The 18,157-nt window shown below is 56.6% G+C and carries 21 protein-coding genes and 2 pseudogenes; 9 read left to right on the forward strand and 14 right to left on the reverse strand.

The window, feature by feature from the left end; all coding sequences use genetic code 11:
* From NJLHNGOC_RS16715 to NJLHNGOC_RS14405, 5 genes and pseudogenes are all read right to left on the reverse strand, one after another.
* Window positions 1-115, reverse strand: a 115-nt coding sequence (locus tag NJLHNGOC_RS16715; protein WP_408890983.1) for a tetratricopeptide repeat protein, incomplete at its 3' end; no start/stop codon positions are given.
* Window positions 60-290, reverse strand: a complete 231-nt coding sequence (locus NJLHNGOC_RS16720) for a tetratricopeptide repeat protein (protein ID WP_206059809.1) — start codon at window positions 288-290, stop codon at window positions 60-62. The genes NJLHNGOC_RS16720 and NJLHNGOC_RS16715, both read right to left, overlap by 56 nt.
* Window positions 181-2,652, reverse strand: coding sequence for a tetratricopeptide repeat protein (locus NJLHNGOC_RS16190; RefSeq protein ID WP_206059810.1), 2,472 nt, complete (start codon window positions 2,650-2,652; stop codon window positions 181-183). Before NJLHNGOC_RS16190 ends, NJLHNGOC_RS16720 begins: the two co-directional genes overlap by 110 nt.
* A gap of 231 nt (window positions 2,653-2,883) precedes the next feature.
* Window positions 2,884-2,997 (reverse strand): annotated as a pseudogene (locus NJLHNGOC_RS16725) (IS5/IS1182 family transposase); the annotation flags it as partial.
* Between the two features lie 58 nt (window positions 2,998-3,055).
* Window positions 3,056-3,527, reverse strand: a pseudogene (locus NJLHNGOC_RS14405) (transposase); the annotation flags it as partial.
* Between the two features lie 127 nt (window positions 3,528-3,654).
* On the opposite strand from NJLHNGOC_RS14405, the gene NJLHNGOC_RS14410 reads away from it, so the two are divergent.
* From NJLHNGOC_RS14410 to NJLHNGOC_RS14430, 5 genes are read left to right on the forward strand one after another with little or no spacing between them, the layout of a single operon-like run.
* Window positions 3,655-4,284 carry a restriction endonuclease subunit S domain-containing protein gene (locus NJLHNGOC_RS14410; RefSeq protein ID WP_239021557.1) on the forward strand — a complete coding sequence of 210 codons (630 nt, stop codon included), beginning with the start codon at window positions 3,655-3,657 and terminating at the stop codon, window positions 4,282-4,284.
* 33 nt (window positions 4,285-4,317) lie between these two features.
* Window positions 4,318-5,844, forward strand: a complete 1,527-nt coding sequence (locus tag NJLHNGOC_RS14415; protein ID WP_113596986.1) for a type I restriction-modification system subunit M — start codon at window positions 4,318-4,320, stop codon at window positions 5,842-5,844.
* The gene (locus tag NJLHNGOC_RS14420; protein ID WP_113596987.1) at window positions 5,834-7,006 is read left to right on the forward strand and encodes a restriction endonuclease subunit S; all 1,173 of its coding nucleotides are present in this window, start codon (window positions 5,834-5,836) and stop codon (window positions 7,004-7,006) included. Before NJLHNGOC_RS14415 ends, NJLHNGOC_RS14420 begins: the two co-directional genes overlap by 11 nt.
* A 32-nt stretch (window positions 7,007-7,038) precedes the next feature.
* Window positions 7,039-10,341: a type I restriction endonuclease subunit R gene (locus NJLHNGOC_RS14425; RefSeq protein ID WP_113596988.1), complete on the forward strand. Its 3,303-nt coding sequence runs from the start codon at window positions 7,039-7,041 to the stop codon at window positions 10,339-10,341.
* Window positions 10,341-11,072 carry a M48 family metallopeptidase gene (locus NJLHNGOC_RS14430; protein WP_113596989.1) on the forward strand — a complete coding sequence of 244 codons (732 nt, stop codon included), beginning with the start codon at window positions 10,341-10,343 and terminating at the stop codon, window positions 11,070-11,072. Before NJLHNGOC_RS14425 ends, NJLHNGOC_RS14430 begins: the two co-directional genes overlap by 1 nt.
* A gap of 205 nt (window positions 11,073-11,277) precedes the next feature.
* On the opposite strand, the gene NJLHNGOC_RS14435 is transcribed toward NJLHNGOC_RS14430, so the two are convergent.
* From NJLHNGOC_RS14435 to NJLHNGOC_RS16445, 3 genes are all read right to left on the reverse strand, one after another.
* On the reverse strand, window positions 11,278-11,700 hold the full coding sequence (locus NJLHNGOC_RS14435; protein WP_113596990.1) for a type II toxin-antitoxin system VapC family toxin: 423 nt from the start codon (window positions 11,698-11,700) through the stop codon (window positions 11,278-11,280).
* A complete protein-coding gene (locus tag NJLHNGOC_RS14440) occupies window positions 11,697-11,948 on the reverse strand; it encodes a FitA-like ribbon-helix-helix domain-containing protein (RefSeq protein ID WP_113596991.1) in 252 nt (83 codons plus the stop codon). Before NJLHNGOC_RS14440 ends, NJLHNGOC_RS14435 begins: the two co-directional genes overlap by 4 nt.
* Window positions 11,949-12,150: 202 nt before the next feature.
* Entirely contained in the window at window positions 12,151-12,297 is a 147-nt protein-coding gene (locus NJLHNGOC_RS16445) for a hypothetical protein (RefSeq protein WP_239021558.1), read from the reverse strand.
* 724 nt (window positions 12,298-13,021) lie between these two features.
* On the opposite strand from NJLHNGOC_RS16445, the gene NJLHNGOC_RS15765 reads away from it, so the two are divergent.
* Window positions 13,022-13,468: a hypothetical protein gene (locus tag NJLHNGOC_RS15765; protein WP_133258758.1), complete on the forward strand. Its 447-nt coding sequence runs from the start codon at window positions 13,022-13,024 to the stop codon at window positions 13,466-13,468.
* Window positions 13,469-14,024: 556 nt separating this feature from the next.
* Here NJLHNGOC_RS15765 and NJLHNGOC_RS14450 read toward each other — a convergent pair.
* Window positions 14,025-14,795, reverse strand: a complete 771-nt coding sequence (locus tag NJLHNGOC_RS14450) for a StbB (protein WP_113596992.1) — start codon at window positions 14,793-14,795, stop codon at window positions 14,025-14,027.
* A 94-nt stretch (window positions 14,796-14,889) separates the two neighbouring features.
* On the opposite strand from NJLHNGOC_RS14450, the gene NJLHNGOC_RS14455 reads away from it, so the two are divergent.
* From NJLHNGOC_RS14455 to NJLHNGOC_RS14460, 3 genes are all read left to right on the forward strand, one after another.
* On the forward strand, window positions 14,890-15,114 hold the full coding sequence (locus NJLHNGOC_RS14455) for a helix-turn-helix domain-containing protein (protein WP_078528513.1): 225 nt from the start codon (window positions 14,890-14,892) through the stop codon (window positions 15,112-15,114).
* Between the two features lie 37 nt (window positions 15,115-15,151).
* Window positions 15,152-15,328 carry a hypothetical protein gene (locus NJLHNGOC_RS16070; protein ID WP_165837951.1) on the forward strand — a complete coding sequence of 59 codons (177 nt, stop codon included), beginning with the start codon at window positions 15,152-15,154 and terminating at the stop codon, window positions 15,326-15,328.
* A gap of 77 nt (window positions 15,329-15,405) precedes the next feature.
* Window positions 15,406-15,678, forward strand: coding sequence for a HigA family addiction module antitoxin (locus NJLHNGOC_RS14460; protein ID WP_113596993.1), 273 nt, complete (start codon window positions 15,406-15,408; stop codon window positions 15,676-15,678).
* A 107-nt stretch (window positions 15,679-15,785) separates the two neighbouring features.
* Here NJLHNGOC_RS14460 and NJLHNGOC_RS16650 read toward each other — a convergent pair whose 3' ends face one another.
* The 5 genes from NJLHNGOC_RS16650 to NJLHNGOC_RS14485 all read right to left on the reverse strand — a co-directional run bounded on the left by NJLHNGOC_RS16650 (window position 15,786) and on the right by NJLHNGOC_RS14485 (window position 17,528).
* Complete coding sequence (locus NJLHNGOC_RS16650; protein WP_113596994.1) at window positions 15,786-16,040, reverse strand: hypothetical protein; 255 nt, start codon at window positions 16,038-16,040, stop codon at window positions 15,786-15,788.
* 84 nt (window positions 16,041-16,124) lie between these two features.
* Entirely contained in the window at window positions 16,125-16,367 is a 243-nt protein-coding gene (locus NJLHNGOC_RS14470) for a BrnA antitoxin family protein (protein ID WP_015061745.1), read from the reverse strand.
* Between the two features lie 4 nt (window positions 16,368-16,371).
* Window positions 16,372-16,656 carry a BrnT family toxin gene (locus NJLHNGOC_RS14475; RefSeq protein WP_025812576.1) on the reverse strand — a complete coding sequence of 95 codons (285 nt, stop codon included), beginning with the start codon at window positions 16,654-16,656 and terminating at the stop codon, window positions 16,372-16,374.
* Window positions 16,657-16,957: 301 nt separating this feature from the next.
* Window positions 16,958-17,365, reverse strand: a complete 408-nt coding sequence (locus NJLHNGOC_RS14480; protein ID WP_113596995.1) for a DUF2442 domain-containing protein — start codon at window positions 17,363-17,365, stop codon at window positions 16,958-16,960.
* Window positions 17,355-17,528 (reverse strand): DUF4160 domain-containing protein, encoded by a 174-nt coding sequence (locus tag NJLHNGOC_RS14485; RefSeq protein WP_113596996.1) that lies wholly within the window; start codon window positions 17,526-17,528, stop codon window positions 17,355-17,357. The genes NJLHNGOC_RS14480 and NJLHNGOC_RS14485 overlap by 11 nt, the downstream gene beginning before the upstream one ends.
* Window positions 17,529-18,157: the final 629 nt, after the last annotated feature.

Here is an 18,157-nt window from a genome sequence, read left to right on the forward strand (position 1 = left end):
TGTGTGGCAGCGCCTCCCGACGGATCGCTAGCGCTTCGACATACAGCGGTTCCGCATCCTCATAGCAACCCTGATCTTGGTAAAGACCCGCCAGATTGTTCAGGCTTGTCGCGATATCCGNCGGGCGGCAGCGCCTTGCGGAAAATCCCCAGCGCTTCGACATACAGCGGTTCCGCATCCTCATAGCGATCCTGATCTTGGTAAAGAAGAGCCAGATTGTTCAGGCTCGCCGCAAGATACGGANTGCCCGGGCGGTCGCGCCTTGCGGGTGATCTCCAGCGCTTCGACATACAGCGGCTCCGCTTCCTTGTACCGACCCTGTGCCTGGTAAAGACCCGCCAGATTGTTCAGGCTCTGCGCGATAGACGGATGCCCGGGCGGCAGCGCCTTGCGACGGATCGCCAGCGCTTCGACATACAGCGGCTCCGCTTCCTCGTACCGACCCTGTGCCTTGTAAAGAACCGCCAGATTGTTCGCGCTGGTTGCCGTTACACCACCATGTTGCGTCTCCCATGCCACAAGGCTTTCGGCCCAGACGACTCCCAGGTTCAGAAAGCTCTGGTTGGTGAACCATACTGTAACTGCATCAGCATAGACCGGCATCTCTTCACATGCCGACAGCCCCGCTTTCCACCTGTCCGCCAGCACCCCGATCGCAGGCATCATTTTGGCATCGCTCGCCCCCAGCCACGACAGCGCATCGCGCAGGAGGCGGTGATAGGCATTCAACAGCGTCATTATCGCCGGGATGGGCGTCAGCGTCCGGACAACGCCGTCCCGGTCGCTGAGGGTCTGGAACTGGAACACCTGCTCCGCAATCGCATCCGCGTCCTGCTGTCCCTCGAAATGCCGAAGCAGGGCGTGCCGTGCCGCTTCTGTCTCCGCAGCGCTCCCCAACGCCGCCTGACGCAGGATGGCGTGCATCGGCAGCAGGCGTCCGTCATCATGCAGGCAGAAAGGCGACAGCCGCGCCAGCACGGGGGCCAGGACCAGCGCGGGCAGGCGTGGGCGACCATCCGCCGGATCGACCGGATCATTGGGGGAAGCCAGCAGCGCCGACAGGTCCGCCTGTCGCAACCCACGCCAGGAGGCCGTGATCAGCCGTGCGGCATCACTCGCCAGCGCGGGATGGTCTACGTCGCGGAAATCGGCGTCCATGCTGGACAGGATATGCGCGAACAGCGTGCCTGCATCCCCGCACGCCAGCAGTTCGCCCATTTTGGCGTCCAGCGTTTCGTGCCGCGCATACAGCCGCAGTTCCTCCAGCGCCAGCCGCAGGAACAGCGGGCTTTGGCATGCGGGACAGGCGACAAGACGGGCGATCTGCGCATCGGACAGGCGCTTGCGGTAGGTCTCGAAAAACGCGGTGATGACACGATGCCGCAGGCTTTCATCCAGCGCGGGCAATGCAATAATGCTCGCGTTCTTCAGTCTGGTGTCCGGCGTCGTGGTCGCAACCAGCACGACGCCCTGTGGCAGGCGCAACGTGTCGAGACGCGCCATGGCATCCTGCCGGTCCTCCATCTGGTTGAGCGCGTCGAGCAGCAGGACCAGCGGCTGACCCAGCCCCTTCACCGTCTCCGCCAACAGCGCATAAAGGCTGGCCCAGCGCCCCTCCCCATCCTCCGGCACGGGGGAGACGAGGTGCCCGGCCTCCTGCATGAAGGCGATCAGCCGGTCGCGCCACCAGGGCAGATGCAGGTCGCCATCCGCCCCGGTGTAATGGGCGAACACCGTGGCCTGGTCCGCGCCGGTGAAGCGCGTCGCCAGATGGGCGAGGAAGGCGCTCTTGCCCATGCCCGACGGGGCGACAATTTCGATGGGATGGCTGTCGGCCACACCCCGCGCGGCGCGGAAGGCGGCAAGGACCGTGTCCTCCATATCGCCCAGCGGGACATAGGCATGGCGGCGCGAGCGCGCATAGGCGGCCTGCGCCTTCAGGCTGCGGGTCAGGGTCGAGGGCACGGCGTCGAGCGGGAAAAACCGGTCGAGTTCCGCCCGCAGGTACGCCAGCACCGCGTCACCGAATTCCCGGATCGATTTATAGTTATCCAGCCCCATGGCCGGAGAAGCGCGCAGGACCTGCTTCAGATGCTCCAGCCGCCCGCCTGCCGGGTCGTAGAACGCGACATCGTCCGGTTCCATCCCGGCCTTGCGGGCGATGGCGTCGGTCAGCGCGCGGTCGCGCAGGAAAATCCGTTCGCGCGGGGTGTCGAGCGGTCCTTTCCCATCGAACAGCGCGACGCGCATTTCCAGTTCCGTGACACTGATCCCCTCCTCCAGCGCCTTGCGGATCGTCGCGGCGTAGGGGGAGGCTTCGTGTGCGTCCCAGTACTGGGCCAGATCTTCCTTTTCCGGCACCCAGCCATAGCGTTCGCCAAGGAAACCAATGAAAAATGGCGGCGGGCTGACGCCACGGCAGCGCTCGATCTCATCAAGGCAGATTTCCACCGTGCGTCCGTTCTTCGCCTCGTCCTCCGTAATGCCCCAGCGCAGGTCGATTTCCGTCAGGGTCACCTGCCGCGCCATGCAGTCCTGCCGAAAGACCGGAAAGACATGGGCCATCAGGTAATTGCGTTCTTCTTCCATGTCGCGAAAGGTCGAGGACAGGAACAGGCGGATTTCACGCGATACGGCAGAGGAAACAGACATCAGGGCAGAAAACTCCGGTTCAGGTGAAGGGGGAGAACAACCACCAGCAAGCAACCGTAACAGTCATATTTTGTTGAAAACAGATGCACAAGCCAGTTGGATGGTTGGAAGAACTGTTGTATTGATTTCTCTTTTACCTGATTTCAGATTTTTGGCGTGTTGATTGCTGGTTCCTGGATCTGATTTTCGCTCTGCGTTTTGAGCAGAGTGATGGTTTCATGCTCTGGATTGCTACGCGGCGGCATTACTGCGCTCCAGGAGGAAAAATCGGCGTATATTATAGATGATATTGGCCAGCCCGATCCTTATGGTGACTCGCGTTATGCCTACGGTTCGGACAAACAGAGGTGGACCCGTCCGTTCGGACAGTTTTGTGAGCTTGATAAGCTATGCCCGGTTATTGTTATGCCGCCATTCTAACGGCGCTGCTGTTGGCCCATGTGATCCGGGGTTAGTAACTCCGGATCACATGGCGTCGGAACGTCATGATACGCCTCATGGGACGTACGGCCAGCCAGTGCTAAGTGCGGACGCTGCCCGTTATAATGGGCGATCCATCCAGCAAGCCCGGCCCGTAGCGCCGATCCGGTCTCGAATATGTGCAAACAAACGCATTCGTATTGCAATGACCGCCACAGACGTTCGATGAACACGTTGTCCGGCCAGCGACCGTGCCTATCCATGCTGATGCGAACCTATCGTCGTTCCAGGACCTCGGTGAACCGAGGCGTCGTGAATTGTGAACCCTGGTCTGTGTTGAAAATCTCCGGGAGGCCGTATCGCACCAGCGCATCTCGGAACGCCTCGACGCAGAACTCCACATCCATCATGTTCGACAGACGCCAAGACAGCACCTTACGCGTGCGCCAATCCATCCTCTCTCAGGTCGGAGTATAGCTTATCGCCCTGTCTGAAAAACGGGGCCACCTCTACAAAATATCATGAAAAAGAACTTTTGCCCCTTTATATTTTGTTCCAAATTCGTTGGTGCATAATAAATTGTTGACAGCACAATTTCATCATGCCTATATGCACCCAATGAGATGGTGCATAAAAAATACTTTGGGCGCAATCGCTGAAGTTTCGCTGGGTTACCCATTCCGAACAGGAATCAAGCCAATCCCCGGCACGACAACTGCCGTGGTGCAGATGCGCGATACCTCCTGCACGGATGGCATAGACTGGCCCAGCTGCGTCCGCACGGAACTGCCGGGCAAGCGGAAACCGGACTGGCTGAAACCCGGCGATATTCTATTCCCCACGCGTGGTAACCTGTCCTGCGCGACCTTGGTTGATGAAACCATCGGGGACATCCAGGCCGTCGCCGCACCGCACTTTTTTGTCCTGCGCATACACCAAGCCGATGTGCTGCCCGCCTATGTGGCGTGGTGGCTCAACCAGGAACCAGCACAGCGCCATCTGGAACAGCAGGCCCAGAGTTCCGGCATTGTGCGCAATATCTCCCGCACCGTTCTTGACACCATTCCCATTGCCATCCCGCCTCTGCCCCGTCAGCAGCAGATTACTGGGCTAGCACAGGCCATGCGGCACGAAACGCAATTGCTGCACCAGTTAATGCAGAGCAACCAGCAGATCATGACCGGCCTTGCCCGCGACCTTATGGCCCACTGACCCATTTTTGCGATTTACAGACAGGATATTCCCGTGACCGAACAGATCAGCCAGGACACCATTAACCGGACGCTATGGAGCGCTTGCGATACGTTCCGTGGCACGGTCAGTCCCGATACATACCGCGATTATCTACTCACCATGCTGTTCCTGAAATACATCTCCGATGTATGGCAGGATCATTATGATAATTTCAAAAAAGAATTTGGCGATAATCCCGAACTGATTGAAGCCATGATGGCGCAGGAGCGCTTTGTCCTGCCCAAAGGCACCGATTTTTATACGCTCTATAAAGAACGCAACACCCCCGGCAATGGTGAGCGGATCGACAAGGCCCTGCATGCCATTGAGGAAGCCAACGGCACCAAGCTGAAGGATGCAGGCAAGAGCGTCTTCCAGGATATCAGCTTCAATTCCGATAAACTGGGCGATGAGAAGCAGAAGAACACCATCCTGCGCCACCTGCTGGAGGACTTTGCCAAACCGGAACTGAACCTGCGCCCGTCCCGCGTGGGCAATCTGGATGTGATCGGCAATAGTTATGAGTATCTAATCAAGCATTTTGCCGCCAGCGGTGGCCAGAAAGCAGGTGAATTCTATACCCCGCCAGAAGTCAGCGAACTGATGGCCCGCCTGCTAAACCCGCAACCGGGTGAGAGCATCTGCGACCCTGCCTGTGGCTCGGCTTCCCTGCTGATGAAATGCGGCAGGCAGGTCACGCTGCACCACAAGGGCAGCCGGGATTACGCCCTGTATGGGCAGGAGGCCATTGGCTCCACCTGGTCCTTTGCCAAGATGAACATGTTCCTGCATGGCGAGGACAACCACCGCATTGAATGGGGCGACACCATTCGCAGCCCCAAGCTTCTGGATGGCAAGAACCACCTGATGCGCTTTGACGTGGTGACAGCCAACCCGCCCTTCAGCCTCGACAAATGGGGCCATGACGAGGCAGCGGACGACGTGCATCACCGCTTTGCGCGTGGTGTACCACCCAAGACCAAGGGTGATTATGCCTTCATCCTGCACATGCTTGCCACCGTGAAGGAGCGCACCGGCCGAATGGGCGTGGTGGTACCGCATGGCGTGCTGTTCCGTGGCGGTTCGGAAGGCAAGATCCGCCAGAAGCTGATTGAGGAAAACCTGCTGGATGCCGTGATCGGCCTGCCGGAAAAGCTGTTCTTTGGCACGGGCATTCCGGCGGCCATCCTGATCTTCCGCAAGGACCGCAAGACGAAGGACGTGCTGTTCATTGACGCCAGCCGCGAGTTCAAGGCAGGCAAGAACCAGAATCTGCTGACTGAAGAGAACATCACGAAGATCGTGGACACCTACCGGGCCCGCAAGGACGTGGATAAATATGCCCACCTCGCCACGCCGGACGAGATCAAAGAGAACGACTACAACCTGAACATCCCGCGTTATGTCGATACGTTTGAGGAAGAAGAGGACATCGACCTGAACGCCGTGCGCAAGGAACGGGCGGAGATCAAGGCAGAACTGGCGAAGCTGGAAGCACAGATGGACGCTTATCTGAAGGAGCTGGGTTATGCTTCCTGATGGGTGGGAACGTAAAACGGTTTCTGATATTTGCATTTTGCAAAATGGAAATGGGTTTAAACCCCATCAATGGGACACTAAAGGCCTCCCAATTATCCGTATCCAAAATTTAAATGGTAGCTCCAACTTTAACTATTTCTCTGGAAAACCACTCGAAAAATGGTTGGTGAACCCAGGCCAAATTCTTTTTGCTTGGGCAGGAAGCAAAGGTGTCTCGTTCGGCCCTTTTATATGGAACGGTCCACAAGGCGTTCTCAATCAGCACATATTTAAGGTTTTCTCAAAAGGCAAAGTAGATAAAAATTGGCTTTATCTGATCCTGAGATCCATTACTGACAAAATTGAAGGGCAAGCACATGGCTTTAAAGCCACGCTTGTTCATGTCAAAAAGCAAGATATTGATACTCAAGTTGTAAACCTCCCTCCTCTCCCCGAACAGAAGAAGATCGCGGCGATCCTCTCGACGTGGGATCGTGCGATTGAGGGAACTGAAAAGCTTCTGGCCAACAGCCAGCAGCAGAAAAAAGCCCTCATGCAGCAACTCCTCACAGGCAAAAAACGCCTGCCGGGGTTCACGGGGGAATGGAAAAAAACAACTATTGGCAATATTGCAAAAGAAATTTCCATTCGGAATAAAAACAGAAAGAATTATCCGGTTATTTCCTGCACTAAAACAAAAGGATTTGTTGATTCTTTATCTTTCTTCAATAAGAAAGTTTATAGTGACGACCTGTCAGGATATAAAATCATATCAAGAAATCAGATTGGATTTCCTTCAAATCACATTGAAGAAGGTTCCATAGGACTACAAAATATTCATGACGATGCAATCGTAAGCCCGATTTATACTGTTTTCTCAATGGGCAAAAACGCTGATCCGTTGTTTGTTTTTGCAGTTCTAAAAACAGATCACTATCGTCAGATTTTCGCTGCAGCTACCAATTCTTCAGTAGATAGACGTGGCAGTCTGCGTTGGTCCGCTTTTTCACAAATCAAAATTAATCTCCCATCACCCCCCGAGCAGAAAGCCATCGCCGCCGTCCTGACGACAGCAGACGAAGAAATCACGGCGATTGAATCCGACCTTTCGCGCCTGCGTCAGGAGAAGAAAGCCCTGATGCAGCAACTTCTCACGGGCAAGCGCCGCGTGACGGTCGATTAAGATATTTTCAGCTTACAGGATATTTGAACATTATGGTTTCTGCCCCGAAATTTCAGGAAGAATACAGTGCCAAGCTTCCGGCACTGGCCCTGCTCAGCACCCTCGGATGGCGGTTTCTGCCACCATCCGAGGCGCTGGCCCTGCGGGGCGGTAAACAGGATGCCGTGGTGCTCGACACACTCCTGCGGGCGGAGCTGAAAAAGCGACGCTTTACGTTTGAAGGACAGGAGCACGGCCTGTCCGATCAGGCCATCAACACACTGGTCTCTCACGTCACGCACCCGGATTTTGTTTCCGGCCTGCGGGACGCCAATGAGAAGATGACCACGCATCTGCTGTTCGGCATTGCCATTACCGAGTTCATCAACGGGCGCAAAGCCAACCCGACCATCGCGCTGATCGACTGGCAGAACCCACAGAACAACAGCTTTACCTTCACCGAAGAATTCAGCGTCCTGCGCAGCACGGACCTGATCCAGACTCGCCGACCGGACATTGTCTGCTTCGTCAACGGTATTCCACTCGCGGTAATTGAGGCCAAACGCCCCGGTGGCCAGCCGGGCAAGGGTCCGACCGTGGCCGCCGGTATTTCCCAGACCATCCGCAACCAGTTCAAGGACGAAATCCCGCAGCTTTTTGCCTACAGCCAGCTCCTGCTCTCCATCAACGGGCACGACGGACGCTATGGCACCTGCGGCACGCCCAAGAAGTTCTGGGCAAGCTGGAAAGAGGAGGACATCGCCGAAAGCCGGATGCATAACCTCAAGAACACATCTCTCTCCCCCGCCCAGACCGACGTGCTGTTTGCCGAACGTAAACCATCCGATCGGGCATGGTTCGAGGACTGGGCATCCCGCCCGCTGGCGGTTACGGATCAGGACCGGCTGCTGATCGGCCTGCTTTCCCCCGAACGCCTTCTGGAAATGACGCGATTCTTCACGCTGGTGGACCGCAAGAACGGCAAGATCGTTGCCCGCTACCAGCAGGTCTTCGGCATCAGGCGCCTGCTGGAGCGCATCAAGACCCGCCGGGCAGATGGCGGGCGAGAGGGCGGCGTGATCTGGCACACCACCGGCTCAGGCAAGTCCTTTACCATGGTATTCCTCAGCCGGGCGCTGATCCTTGATAATGACCTCAAACAGTGCCGCATTCTGGTGGTCACAGACCGCAAGGACCTGGAACGTCAGCTCAGCACCACATTCTCCACTGGCGGCGAATTGGCGGACAAAAAGGACAAGGCCGAAGCCCTGGCCACGTCCGGCCGCCGGCTGGCGCAGCAGATCGGGCATGGGCAGGAGCGGATCATCTTCTCGCTCATCAATAAATTCCACACCGCCACGGGCTATCCTGAATGTCATAATGATAGCCCGGATATCATCGTGCTGGTCGATGAAGGGCACCGCAGCCAGGGCGGGGAAAACCATGCCCGCATGAAGCATGCCCTGCCCAATGCCGCTTTCATCGCCTTTACCGGCACGCCACTGCTCAAGGGCAGCGAGACGACCAGCCGGTTCGGGAAGATCATCCATTCCTACACCATGCAGCAGGCTGTCTCGGACGGGACGGTGACGCCGCTGCTCTATGAGGAACGTAAGCCTGATCTCAACGTCAATGATGAAGCCATTGATGCGTGGTTTGACCGCATTACGCAGGGCCTGACGCAAGAACAGGTCACAGACCTCAAGAAACGCTTTGCCCGTGCCAATCAGGTCTATAAGGCCGATGACCGTATCCGGCTGATCGCCATGGACCTGGCCACGCATTTTGACAGTAACATTGATGAGGGCCTGAAGGGTATGCTGGCCTGCGACAGCAAGCTCTCGGCCATCCGCTACAAGCAGTATCTGGATGAAGTGGGGCTGTTTGAAAGCGCCATCGTCATGAGCCCGCCTGACACGCGGGAAGGCCATTCGGAAGTCGATGAGGGCAAACAGCCCGAAGTGCAGAAATGGTGGGTCGAGACTGTCGGCAAGCAGAGCGAGGATGACTATACACGGGGCGTGATCGAGCGCTTTGAAAAGGATCCCGACCTGAAGCTGATCATTGTGGTGGACAAGCTGCTGACCGGCTTTGACGAACCGAAAAACGCCGTGCTGTATATCGACAAGCCGCTGAAACAGCATAACCTGCTGCAGGCTATTGCCCGCGTGAACCGGCTGCATGACCAGAAAAAACATGGGCTGCTGATCGACTATCGCGGCATTCTGGCGGAGCTGGACACGACACTTGCGCGCTATGACCAGCTCGCGGCCGATAATGTCGGTGGATATGATCCCAAGGACATTGCCGGGCTGTATAGCCAGATGAGCACCGAATACCGCGAACTCCCGGCGCTACATAAGGCGCTGTGGGCCATCTTTGACGGCGTGAAGAACAGAAGCGATCCCCAGCAGCTTCGTGCCGTGCTCATGCCGCGTATGGTGGAAGAGCACGGCCAGATGGTGGATGTGAACCTCAAGCGCCGCGATGATTTCTATGAGGCGCTGACGAAGTTTTCCGCCTGCCTCAAGGTGGCCCTGCAGTCGGTCGCATTCTTCGAGGATACCAGCTTCACCGAAAAGGACCGCAACACCTACAAGGAAACCCTGAAGCAGATGAGCAGCCTGCGTCAGTGGATCCTGCACGATACCGGCGAGACCGTGGACTTTGACCAGTATGCCGAGCAGGTGAAAAAGCTGCTGGACCGGCATGTGGCGGGTGTGAAGGTGCATGATTCCGAAGGGCTGTATGCCGTCGGCAAGATGGGCCAGAAACCCGATGACGGTCAGCCTGAAGACTGGACCGAGGACAAGACCCGCAACGAAACGGACCTGATCCGCACGCGCGTGACGAAAATGATCACCCATGACATGCAGGACGATCCTTATGCCAAGGAGGCGTTCTCCACCCTGCTGCGTCAGGTTATTGAAGAGGCGGAGCGCCTGTTCGATCACCCGCTCAAGCAGTTCATGCTGTTCCAGGAATTCGAGGAGCAGGTTGCACAGCGGAAACTGAAAGACATTCCATCCGCCTTCGAAGGCCACCGGCATGCCCAGGCCTATTACGGCGTGTTCCTGCAGACGCTGACGGCCATCTTCAATCACAAGCAGACCGACGAAGAGCAGCAGCGCTGGATCGATCTGGCGTTCGAGATTGACCGGATCGTGGATCGGGCCGTGCGGGAGAACTCGCTCAGCCAGACCGACATGGAAAAGACCATTCACCAGGAATTGCTGCCCCTCCTTTTCGCCATCGGCCAAAAAGCCGGTTTTGGCGTAAATCAGGCACAGAAAATCATCACGCAGGTCATCCAGATCATGCGGGCCGGGCCGGCAGCCGGGGAACAGCGCGCCTGATGCCGGACGAGCGGTTCCTGACATATGGCGGAGAGAAGATCAGGGTCGAACTCCTGCCCCGTTCCCGGCCGGGAACGACCCTTGTGGTCAAGGTCCACCCCGACCTGCGGGTGCAGGCCGTCGTGCCATTCGACACGCCTGAAGAGAAACTGCAGCAGGCCCTGGAACAGAAAGCACGCTGGATCTGGCAGAAACTGCGTGATTTCCGCCAGATCCAGGCCCATGTCACGCCGCGCGACTATGCCAGTGGTGAAAGCCATTTCTATCTTGGTCGTCGCCACCTGCTAAAGGTCCATCATCAGCCAGATCAGCCCGAGACGGTGCGCATGCTGCGCGGACGGCTGGAGATTTCGGTACAGACAAGGCAGGTCGTGCGGATCCGCGCGCTTTTGTCCCTGTGGTATTTCGACAGGGCCCAGGCCGTCTTTCAACGGCGGCTCGATGCCATGCTGCCTTCAACATTATGGGTGGTGCAAAAACCCGCCCTGAAACTTCAGATCATGCGCACGCAATGGGGCAACTGTTCGCCCGGTGGGGTAATTACCCTCAATCCCCATCTGGTGAAGGCGCCTCGGGACTGCATCGATTATGTGATCGTGCATGAACTGTGTCATTTGAGGGAACACAACCATGGACCGGCATTCTGGCAGCTTATGGACCGGATCATGCCAGACTGGGAACGCCACAAGGCCCATCTGGATAGAATGGCCGAAGCCTTCCTGGTGAGCTGAGCCAAACGGATTTCCCAGACGAAAATGACTATGGACAGGGCACACGCTTCAGACGGGCGCGTGCCGCTCATATGACATCCCAACGTGGTAGCAATATGCGTTTTTTTGAACACATTGGAATGACACGTCAAAGAAACGCAATTTCTTTGACACATCATATCCTGCTCGACACACAGATCCTTAACGTCCGGATCTGTCTTGAAAATCAGGCATCCTCCCAAGGGTTCAGAACCCGTACACCGGCAGCCTCGAAAGGCGATACGTCCCGGCTGGCTACGGCATAACCACGGGATGCAGCCGTCGCGGCGATATACCCATCCGCCTTACCGATTGCCCGTCCTTCGCACCTCGCCCGCACCATCAGTTCGGCGTAAGCCTGTGACGCCCCCAGATCGAACGACAGGATACGTCCCTCGAACAGAGGCAGGACATCCTGCTCAAGACGCTCCTGCAAAACGGCTTGCCGCCGACCGGCCGGCATGGCCCCGATCCCGAAACGCAGCTCCGCTACTGTAATGGCTGACAGGAAAAGCGTCTCGATCGCCTGGGCGTCGATCCAGGCCAGAACACGCGGCTCCGGCACAGGCTTCCATGGCTCCGAGATCACATTGGTATCAAGCAGGATCATTCGAAGGACATCGGCTCGGCCGGGGTCTGATCCCGAACCTGCAAGGCCGCAACATCCTGCTCACGCACACCCGCCTCACGACCGATGGCTGCCAGCAGCGATCCCAGCCGGACCCGCTGCTGCGGCCGGACAGCCGCTTCCAGAATGATCCGGATCTCCGCTTCCGTACTGCGCCCATGCAGCACGGCCTGCGCCTTCAGCGCCCGATGCGTCTCTTCCGGCAGATTGCGAATAACGACAGAGGACATGACAGGACTCCCCATTTCTCAAGATCGATATCATATTTAATAATATGATATCTTTCTAGCATAATCCTACAGCCTCCAATCCCTTTCGCATGACCTTGAAGATCAATCGATATCCGGCTGTAAGCCGATTTATGACGGCCCCTGCGGCTGATAGATTACAGTCTCCATGCAGCCGCAATGACCATCAGTCTGGAAACGTCCCTCATAAGCTCCAGACGGGAAGATCAGACCGTTTCACATCCGCCTTGGCGGCATCCAGTTTTGCCGGGCTTACAATGCTGCGCAGGAGCATGAGGCTTTCCAGCATGACCCCGGCCAGCTCCGGTGGCACGGCCTCTCCATCTGACATTCTGTTAGATGCCAGCTCCAGCCACCTGCATTCCATGCGGTGCATGTTCCGCCCCACGCTCACAAGACGAAGACGATCCTCAATGACGTGAAGGATTCCGTGATTTGAGCGTCACCCCCTTCCAGATACCTAGTTCGCGTTCCTTACTGCCTCTGTCATTTGACCAGACAGACAACAGAGGCGTTCATAGCCTTGCTTATGTGCGTCTGGTCTCAAGGGAAGATCGCAAGGAATTCTGCTTCCCTTTTTATTCTGATGCAGGAACGGAACACCAAGTATCCATGAGAATGGCTGTTTAATGCGATCTACAGCTCTTTTTCGGAACACGAAAGGAACACTTTTTTAATCCGAAAAATAAAAATTATTTATTTATCAATTACTTACAGTCCATTTGGACTGCGTATTGTGTATAGCCCAGATTAAGGACAAAAACCCCTCTTTCAAGCAGATTAAGGATACCTCAAACCTACTCGAAACCCTAAAACATAGTCTTAATTCAAGCGCGAAGCGCCAGATCACCAAAACATCACCATAATATCACCAAACGAAAGAGATCATCACCAAAAGAACACCAAAAAGTCACCTAAATGTCACCACAAATGCGGACCGTCACCAAAAAATAACCAAAAGAACACCGAAATGTCACCGAATGCACAGAAAAAGACTTGTGCGGACAGAACCCCCACGATAGGCTCACCACATCGACGACAAGAGGGGGGAGACAGTGACGACGCAAGGCCCCAAGAGACAAAAGCTCCGGGGCATAATTCGGCTGGAACTGCGCCGGATCGAAGACCTGATGCGGACGGGATGCACCATCGAAAGCATTGCCAAAATGTTTTCCGAAGAAATGGGAATCCCTATCAACGCGCGGTCATTCCGCAACGGGTTATCACTGGTGCGGAAAGAGTGCCGGGAAAAGGGAGAAAATTGGATTGCACAATCCAATATCGCCCCGGTGGAATCCCCCGCACCGGCACCAGAGGCAGCACCAAAACCGACCACAGTGGAGACCCCGGCCAAACCGCCGGAACCTCCCCGACCCGACCTTGGCAACGCGGGGGATGACTCACCCGAAGCTCTGAAACGCAAATTGATTGGGGCGAAGGATGTGGCGGCAGAGTTGATGAAAAAATACTCCCGCCCCCGCCGGGAACCCGATCCCGACTGAACAACGCCACACGGCAAATAGGGGTCGGTACCTCCAGCAGCGGCGTTTCACACCATTGAACCTGACTGCCCGGTGCATAGGTGGAACGTCGGCCAGTAGTGTTGATGAAGATGCCACATTCCCCCGCATGAAGTTCCCGCCTGCCGCCATCGATCACGGTGCTCATGGTGCCTGTCTCCAGCAGGAGCAGACAGGCATAAGCGCGACTGGTTACGCGGAATTCTCCCTCGTCGGGATAGGCTGTCTGCCCAAACGAGAAACTGGTGCCACGCCTGATGAATGCCGATTTGCGAACTTCTGACAGAATGAACCCATCCCCATGTCACGCCTGTCCTGACCATAGTCGGGTTACCGATACGATAGAATGGCCGCAAACGTCGAAAACATGTCTGGAATTAAGATCTGTCAGCGGTGATCCCTCGCCCGGGGAGAGGCCGGGTTGCTGATCAGTGGGGAGGCCATGAAGGCATGGGTCGCCAGCTTCGCGACGGATAACCCTCTCCCCCTGCCAAAGCCATGGCAATAGAAGATCGCTCCGGGCCAAGGAGGTGGTCTGTCAGGCTGCTGCAGCCATCCCTGGAGAGATATGGACCATGAGACGGGCAAAGGTCTGTTTCAGCCGGGGTTTCACAAGTTCGGCCCTGGCGGCCAGAGCGGCATAGGATGCATAATTCTGACGGTCTTCCCGCGTCGCGTGCCTGTCTCGTGCCTTCTGACGATAGAATTCGCAAGGCAGAAGCGACCTGAAGGAAGCCTGTTTCCTGAAGAAGTGGTTATAGATCTCGTCCTCTTCCACGAAGACATCCCAGAAAAAACGCGGAGCATCAGGCCCCTCGCAGATTTTCATCACGTCTTCGATCGGCGAGGACACTGTCCTGTCCTGCAGCCGGTTGGGAACCAGGATAATTTTCTGTCCGGAAATACCGCAAGCCCGGAGCTTCCGAACCGTCCAGATCATCCGCTGTATACTGTAGACCTCAGGCGTGAAGGGAATCAGGAAGACATCGATATCTTCGTCAGCACCAGAAAAGCGCTTCATCTTCGTGCAAGTAGCCTCCAGGGCGGTCATATCAATATCGATGATGATGGGCCGGCCCTGATTCAGGGTGAGTTCCTCAAAAACCACCCCGAAGTCCCCATTTTGGACCAGCAGAAGGTTATCCGGGCTGAGGCCACCAGAAAAGTCGATCCGTTCCTTGACGCAGACCAGCAGGGGATTGAGGAGGAAAGGTGCCAGGAGATGAAAGGCAATGACGGTTTTCCCACACCCACCGGCAGCTGACAGGACGCAGATCCGTGGGGCAGAAACGGGGTGGCAGTCAGACATCTTGGCCTCTCTATATCCAGGGGAATGACATTGAATGGGCATTTACATACTATAGTTGATAAAAATATAGTATGTAAGACGCCAGCATGTCCTGATGGACATGAGACGCCTTGTGGGATGGAATTTTTCCCGCATCCGAAGGAATAAAGGTCTGACACAGGAACAGGTTGCCGAGCGGTCAGGCTTCAGCCAGCAATATCTCAGCGGCCTGGAAAAAGGGGTTCGCAATCCAACGGTCGTCACCCTTTATGAACTGGCCTGCGTGCTGGACATTTCCCCTGTTGAATTCCTCATGCCCGTTGAGGAAACTGGCTCTTAATCGTTGCAACAGGCCGCAGCCTGGAAAGGAAACGAACATGGCGACGGATACAAACCAATTCGACCGCGACTGGGAAGCGAAAAAGGACGCAGCCACGCGTGAGGCACTGGCAGAAATTGCAGCGGGCCGTGTGGTCAGTGCGGAAGCAGCCAATGCCTGGATTGACAGCCTGGGCACCGATCACCCACTCCCCATGCCAGAACCGGGCCAATAGGATGGTCCCATTCCAGCAGAAGGGGGAACGCTGATGCATAGGGCATTGCCCCCATCCAAGCCTCACGCCAGGAGATCATGATGACACGGGACAGGCACCGTAGCCCCACCCATCCGGGGGAATTGCTACGGCTGGACGTCATTCCTGCCTACTTCATAGAGACGTCAGAAATTGCACAGGCCCTTGGCATATCCTGTCCGCATCTCCACGAGATCCTGGCGACCCGAAAACCCATTACACCCGAACTGGCGGAACGACTGGGTCAACTGCTGGGCAATGGCCCTGATCTGTGGATCAGGATGCAGGCGGCCCATGATGACTGGCAGGCCACGCACCCTGGCATTCCATAGATCGCGTGCTGACTCTGTACTCCCATAATGCAACTGGGAGAGAATAATCGTACCTCAACTCCGGCAGAAACAGAACGCGGGAATGATCTCTCATTCCGCGCTGAAGGTTACCAGTAATATTCGTGGGGCCGCCGGGTTCCGGTATACGGAAAGACCGCCTCGAGAGGATCGAGGGCGCCCTTGATGACCAGGCGGGCAATATGCCTGTCATGATGACGGCCAGGGCAGATATCGTGCAGATGGCTGTACCAGTTGGGGGATTCAGAGGCATCACGTGAGCCTCCATAGCCACAGCGATCCGGCCGGTTGGCCCAGCGATGGTCCCGGCCGTGTTTTCGGCTGTGATGATAGGTGCGAGACATGGGAGCTTCCCCTCCATGACGCACGGAGTGATTTCCGGGCGTACCTACATCGCCCGATCTCCCCTATTCTGGTTTGAATACACTTTACCGCGCCTGTGCGACATCGGTCTCCAGCAGCATCCGCACATAGCGTGTGTAAGGGATACCCTTTGCCTTCGCCCTGGCTTTCACGGCGTCCAGCAAGGACGCCGGCAGGCGCATGTTGAGGGCAGCCGCCTTGGGTTCGATCTCAAAGCGCATGGGCTTGAAACCGGACAGGTCATACCGGGTCAGATCGGCGGTCGCGACGAAATCCTCGGCCGCTTCGTCACTGTGCAGCGAGGGCATGGACCTATTTTTGCTGCTCATAGTGGTCGATCTCCTTCTGATGCATGTAGCGGGCACTGATGGGACGTAACCGGGTCTGGCTGCTGATCGTCCTGAACATGAAGACCAGAAAAACGTAACGTCCGGCTTCAGTCCTGCCAATGGCCCGCATCCGGGGTTCACCAGGATAAGGATCAGCCATGACGGCAGGTTCTCCCAGCAGGACCTGCTCGATTTCCGCACGGGAGACCCCATGCTTGCCACATTTCGGCCAGTTGCCGTCATCCCAGTCGAAACCCGCAATCTTCATGCAGGGAAGATAGACATTTGTCTACACAAATGCAACGTCATTAGAAACCGGCGGTCCCCGTTCCATCCCTACATCTTCCCCTGTAACGATCCCCCTGGCAGTCCCCGGGGTGTCCCCCTTGGATTTCGCGCTCTCATACACCATTGCACCGTTGGTGCGGGCATGCCCAAAGGGGTTGGAAAACCCGAGCCGCTTCAGCCAAAGGGTAGACCGTATCGGTCCACCCTTTCGGCAAGAATGGTCGTTGCAGCGAGCAGATGTGGCACGACAGTTCCCTACCGCCTGAAAGGCGGTGACTATCTTACGCGACGTTCCTTGGCCGACCGCCTTTAGCACCATTCCGACGTGCCGCCGCCGCCTTTGCCTGGCTGACAGATGATCCGCCCACGCGTCCCATCTGTGCTGCCATCCAGCTTCGGGAACCGTAGATACCGTGGATCAGACCTTCGACCAGAACATCGGCGTCGAGACGGGGCCAGTGAAGGCCATTACCCAGTGGCGTGATCTCGATCTCGGCCAGATCATTCAGAGAAGCGTCCTGCAGATCTTGTATCAGAGCCACAGGCACGCTCATCTCAACACCGTTGGAGAGCGTGACGTGAAGAGCGCGGCGAGCACGGATAAACCGTACGGAGACCGCATGAGGAATTGCCGCTCTATGAAGTGCGTCTGCTTCACGAGCGGCCTGATAGTTCATGTCATTCGCCATGTATCTTCTCCCATGCTTCAGCCAGCATCTCAGCGTGGTCCTGCACGATGACAAGGGCTTCCTGTATGACCTTATCTTTCATGCCACCTGCCCGTATCAGTCGGGCTTTCCTGCCAATTTCAATCACCGCTTTCCCATCCGCGCTTATGACGTGAATATGCATTGGCCAGCCTATCAATCCGCGACAAGGTCCGCAGAGCGTCCTGGGAGGCCACACAAAGCGCAATTCCCGTTATTACCAACCCCAATAGCCACCACACACAATAATGCCTGTACGGCCATCCTGTGGCGTCTGGTGGGCATGCTGCGACACGTGAGCTGCTAAATGATCGTCTGAACACCGGTGCGTCTTGAGCAGATTACGGTCTTGCCCGGTTCTTCTGGTGTTGCAGGCGTCGGGCGAGCGCGGAGCGGGANTCGAAGACGCCGACGCAGGAGATGAAGCTGCTGGTAGAGAGACAATGCGGCAACGCATTGTCGGATTATGATCTCGCGCCGTAGGCGTATCCTTAAGCGCAGCCCTGGAAGGGCGAGCAGGGGGATGCCGGGTGGGAGATCGCGCGAAGCGCGATCGGGGCGGCCGTAGGCCGCGAGCCGGCGGGGGCGCAGCCCCCAAGAGGCGGAGATTTAGATCAAGATTTACTCTTATAGCCTTATATTTTTCCACAATTCCGTTAGAAATTATCGGACAACTACCGGAAAAACCTATCGGTTTAGATAACGGGAATCATATCGGTTTTAGGCTCAGGACTCATAGCCAGAAGATGACGGTTGCAGCGAGGCAGATTGCCG

Source organism: Novacetimonas cocois (genome assembly GCF_003311635.1).
GTDB classification, from domain to species: domain Bacteria; phylum Pseudomonadota; class Alphaproteobacteria; order Acetobacterales; family Acetobacteraceae; genus Novacetimonas; species Novacetimonas cocois.

Excerpts from the sequence above, each read along its gene's own strand:
- NJLHNGOC_RS14420 (WP_113596987.1), top strand. The coding sequence starts at position 5,834 with ATGCTTCCTGATGGGTGGGAACGTAAAACGGTTTCTGATATTTGCATT.
- NJLHNGOC_RS14425 (WP_113596988.1), top strand. The coding sequence starts at position 7,039 with ATGGTTTCTGCCCCGAAATTTCAGGAAGAATACAGTGCCAAGCTTCCG.
- NJLHNGOC_RS14430 (WP_113596989.1), top strand. The coding sequence starts at position 10,341 with ATGCCGGACGAGCGGTTCCTGACATATGGCGGAGAGAAGATCAGGGTC.
- NJLHNGOC_RS14435 (WP_113596990.1), bottom strand. The coding sequence starts at position 11,700 with ATGATCCTGCTTGATACCAATGTGATCTCGGAGCCATGGAAGCCTGTG.
- NJLHNGOC_RS14440 (WP_113596991.1), bottom strand. The coding sequence starts at position 11,948 with ATGTCCTCTGTCGTTATTCGCAATCTGCCGGAAGAGACGCATCGGGCG.
- NJLHNGOC_RS16445 (WP_239021558.1), bottom strand. The coding sequence starts at position 12,297 with ATGTCAGATGGAGAGGCCGTGCCACCGGAGCTGGCCGGGGTCATGCTG.
- NJLHNGOC_RS14450 (WP_113596992.1), bottom strand. The coding sequence starts at position 14,795 with ATGTCTGACTGCCACCCCGTTTCTGCCCCACGGATCTGCGTCCTGTCA.
- NJLHNGOC_RS14455 (WP_078528513.1), top strand. The coding sequence starts at position 14,890 with ATGGACATGAGACGCCTTGTGGGATGGAATTTTTCCCGCATCCGAAGG.
- NJLHNGOC_RS16070 (WP_165837951.1), top strand. The coding sequence starts at position 15,152 with ATGGCGACGGATACAAACCAATTCGACCGCGACTGGGAAGCGAAAAAG.
- NJLHNGOC_RS14460 (WP_113596993.1), top strand. The coding sequence starts at position 15,406 with ATGATGACACGGGACAGGCACCGTAGCCCCACCCATCCGGGGGAATTG.
- NJLHNGOC_RS16650 (WP_113596994.1), bottom strand. The coding sequence starts at position 16,040 with ATGTCTCGCACCTATCATCACAGCCGAAAACACGGCCGGGACCATCGC.
- NJLHNGOC_RS14470 (WP_015061745.1), bottom strand. The coding sequence starts at position 16,367 with ATGCCCTCGCTGCACAGTGACGAAGCGGCCGAGGATTTCGTCGCGACC.
- NJLHNGOC_RS14475 (WP_025812576.1), bottom strand. The coding sequence starts at position 16,656 with ATGAAGATTGCGGGTTTCGACTGGGATGACGGCAACTGGCCGAAATGT.
- NJLHNGOC_RS14480 (WP_113596995.1), bottom strand. The coding sequence starts at position 17,365 with ATGGCGAATGACATGAACTATCAGGCCGCTCGTGAAGCAGACGCACTT.
- NJLHNGOC_RS14485 (WP_113596996.1), bottom strand. The coding sequence starts at position 17,528 with ATGCATATTCACGTCATAAGCGCGGATGGGAAAGCGGTGATTGAAATT.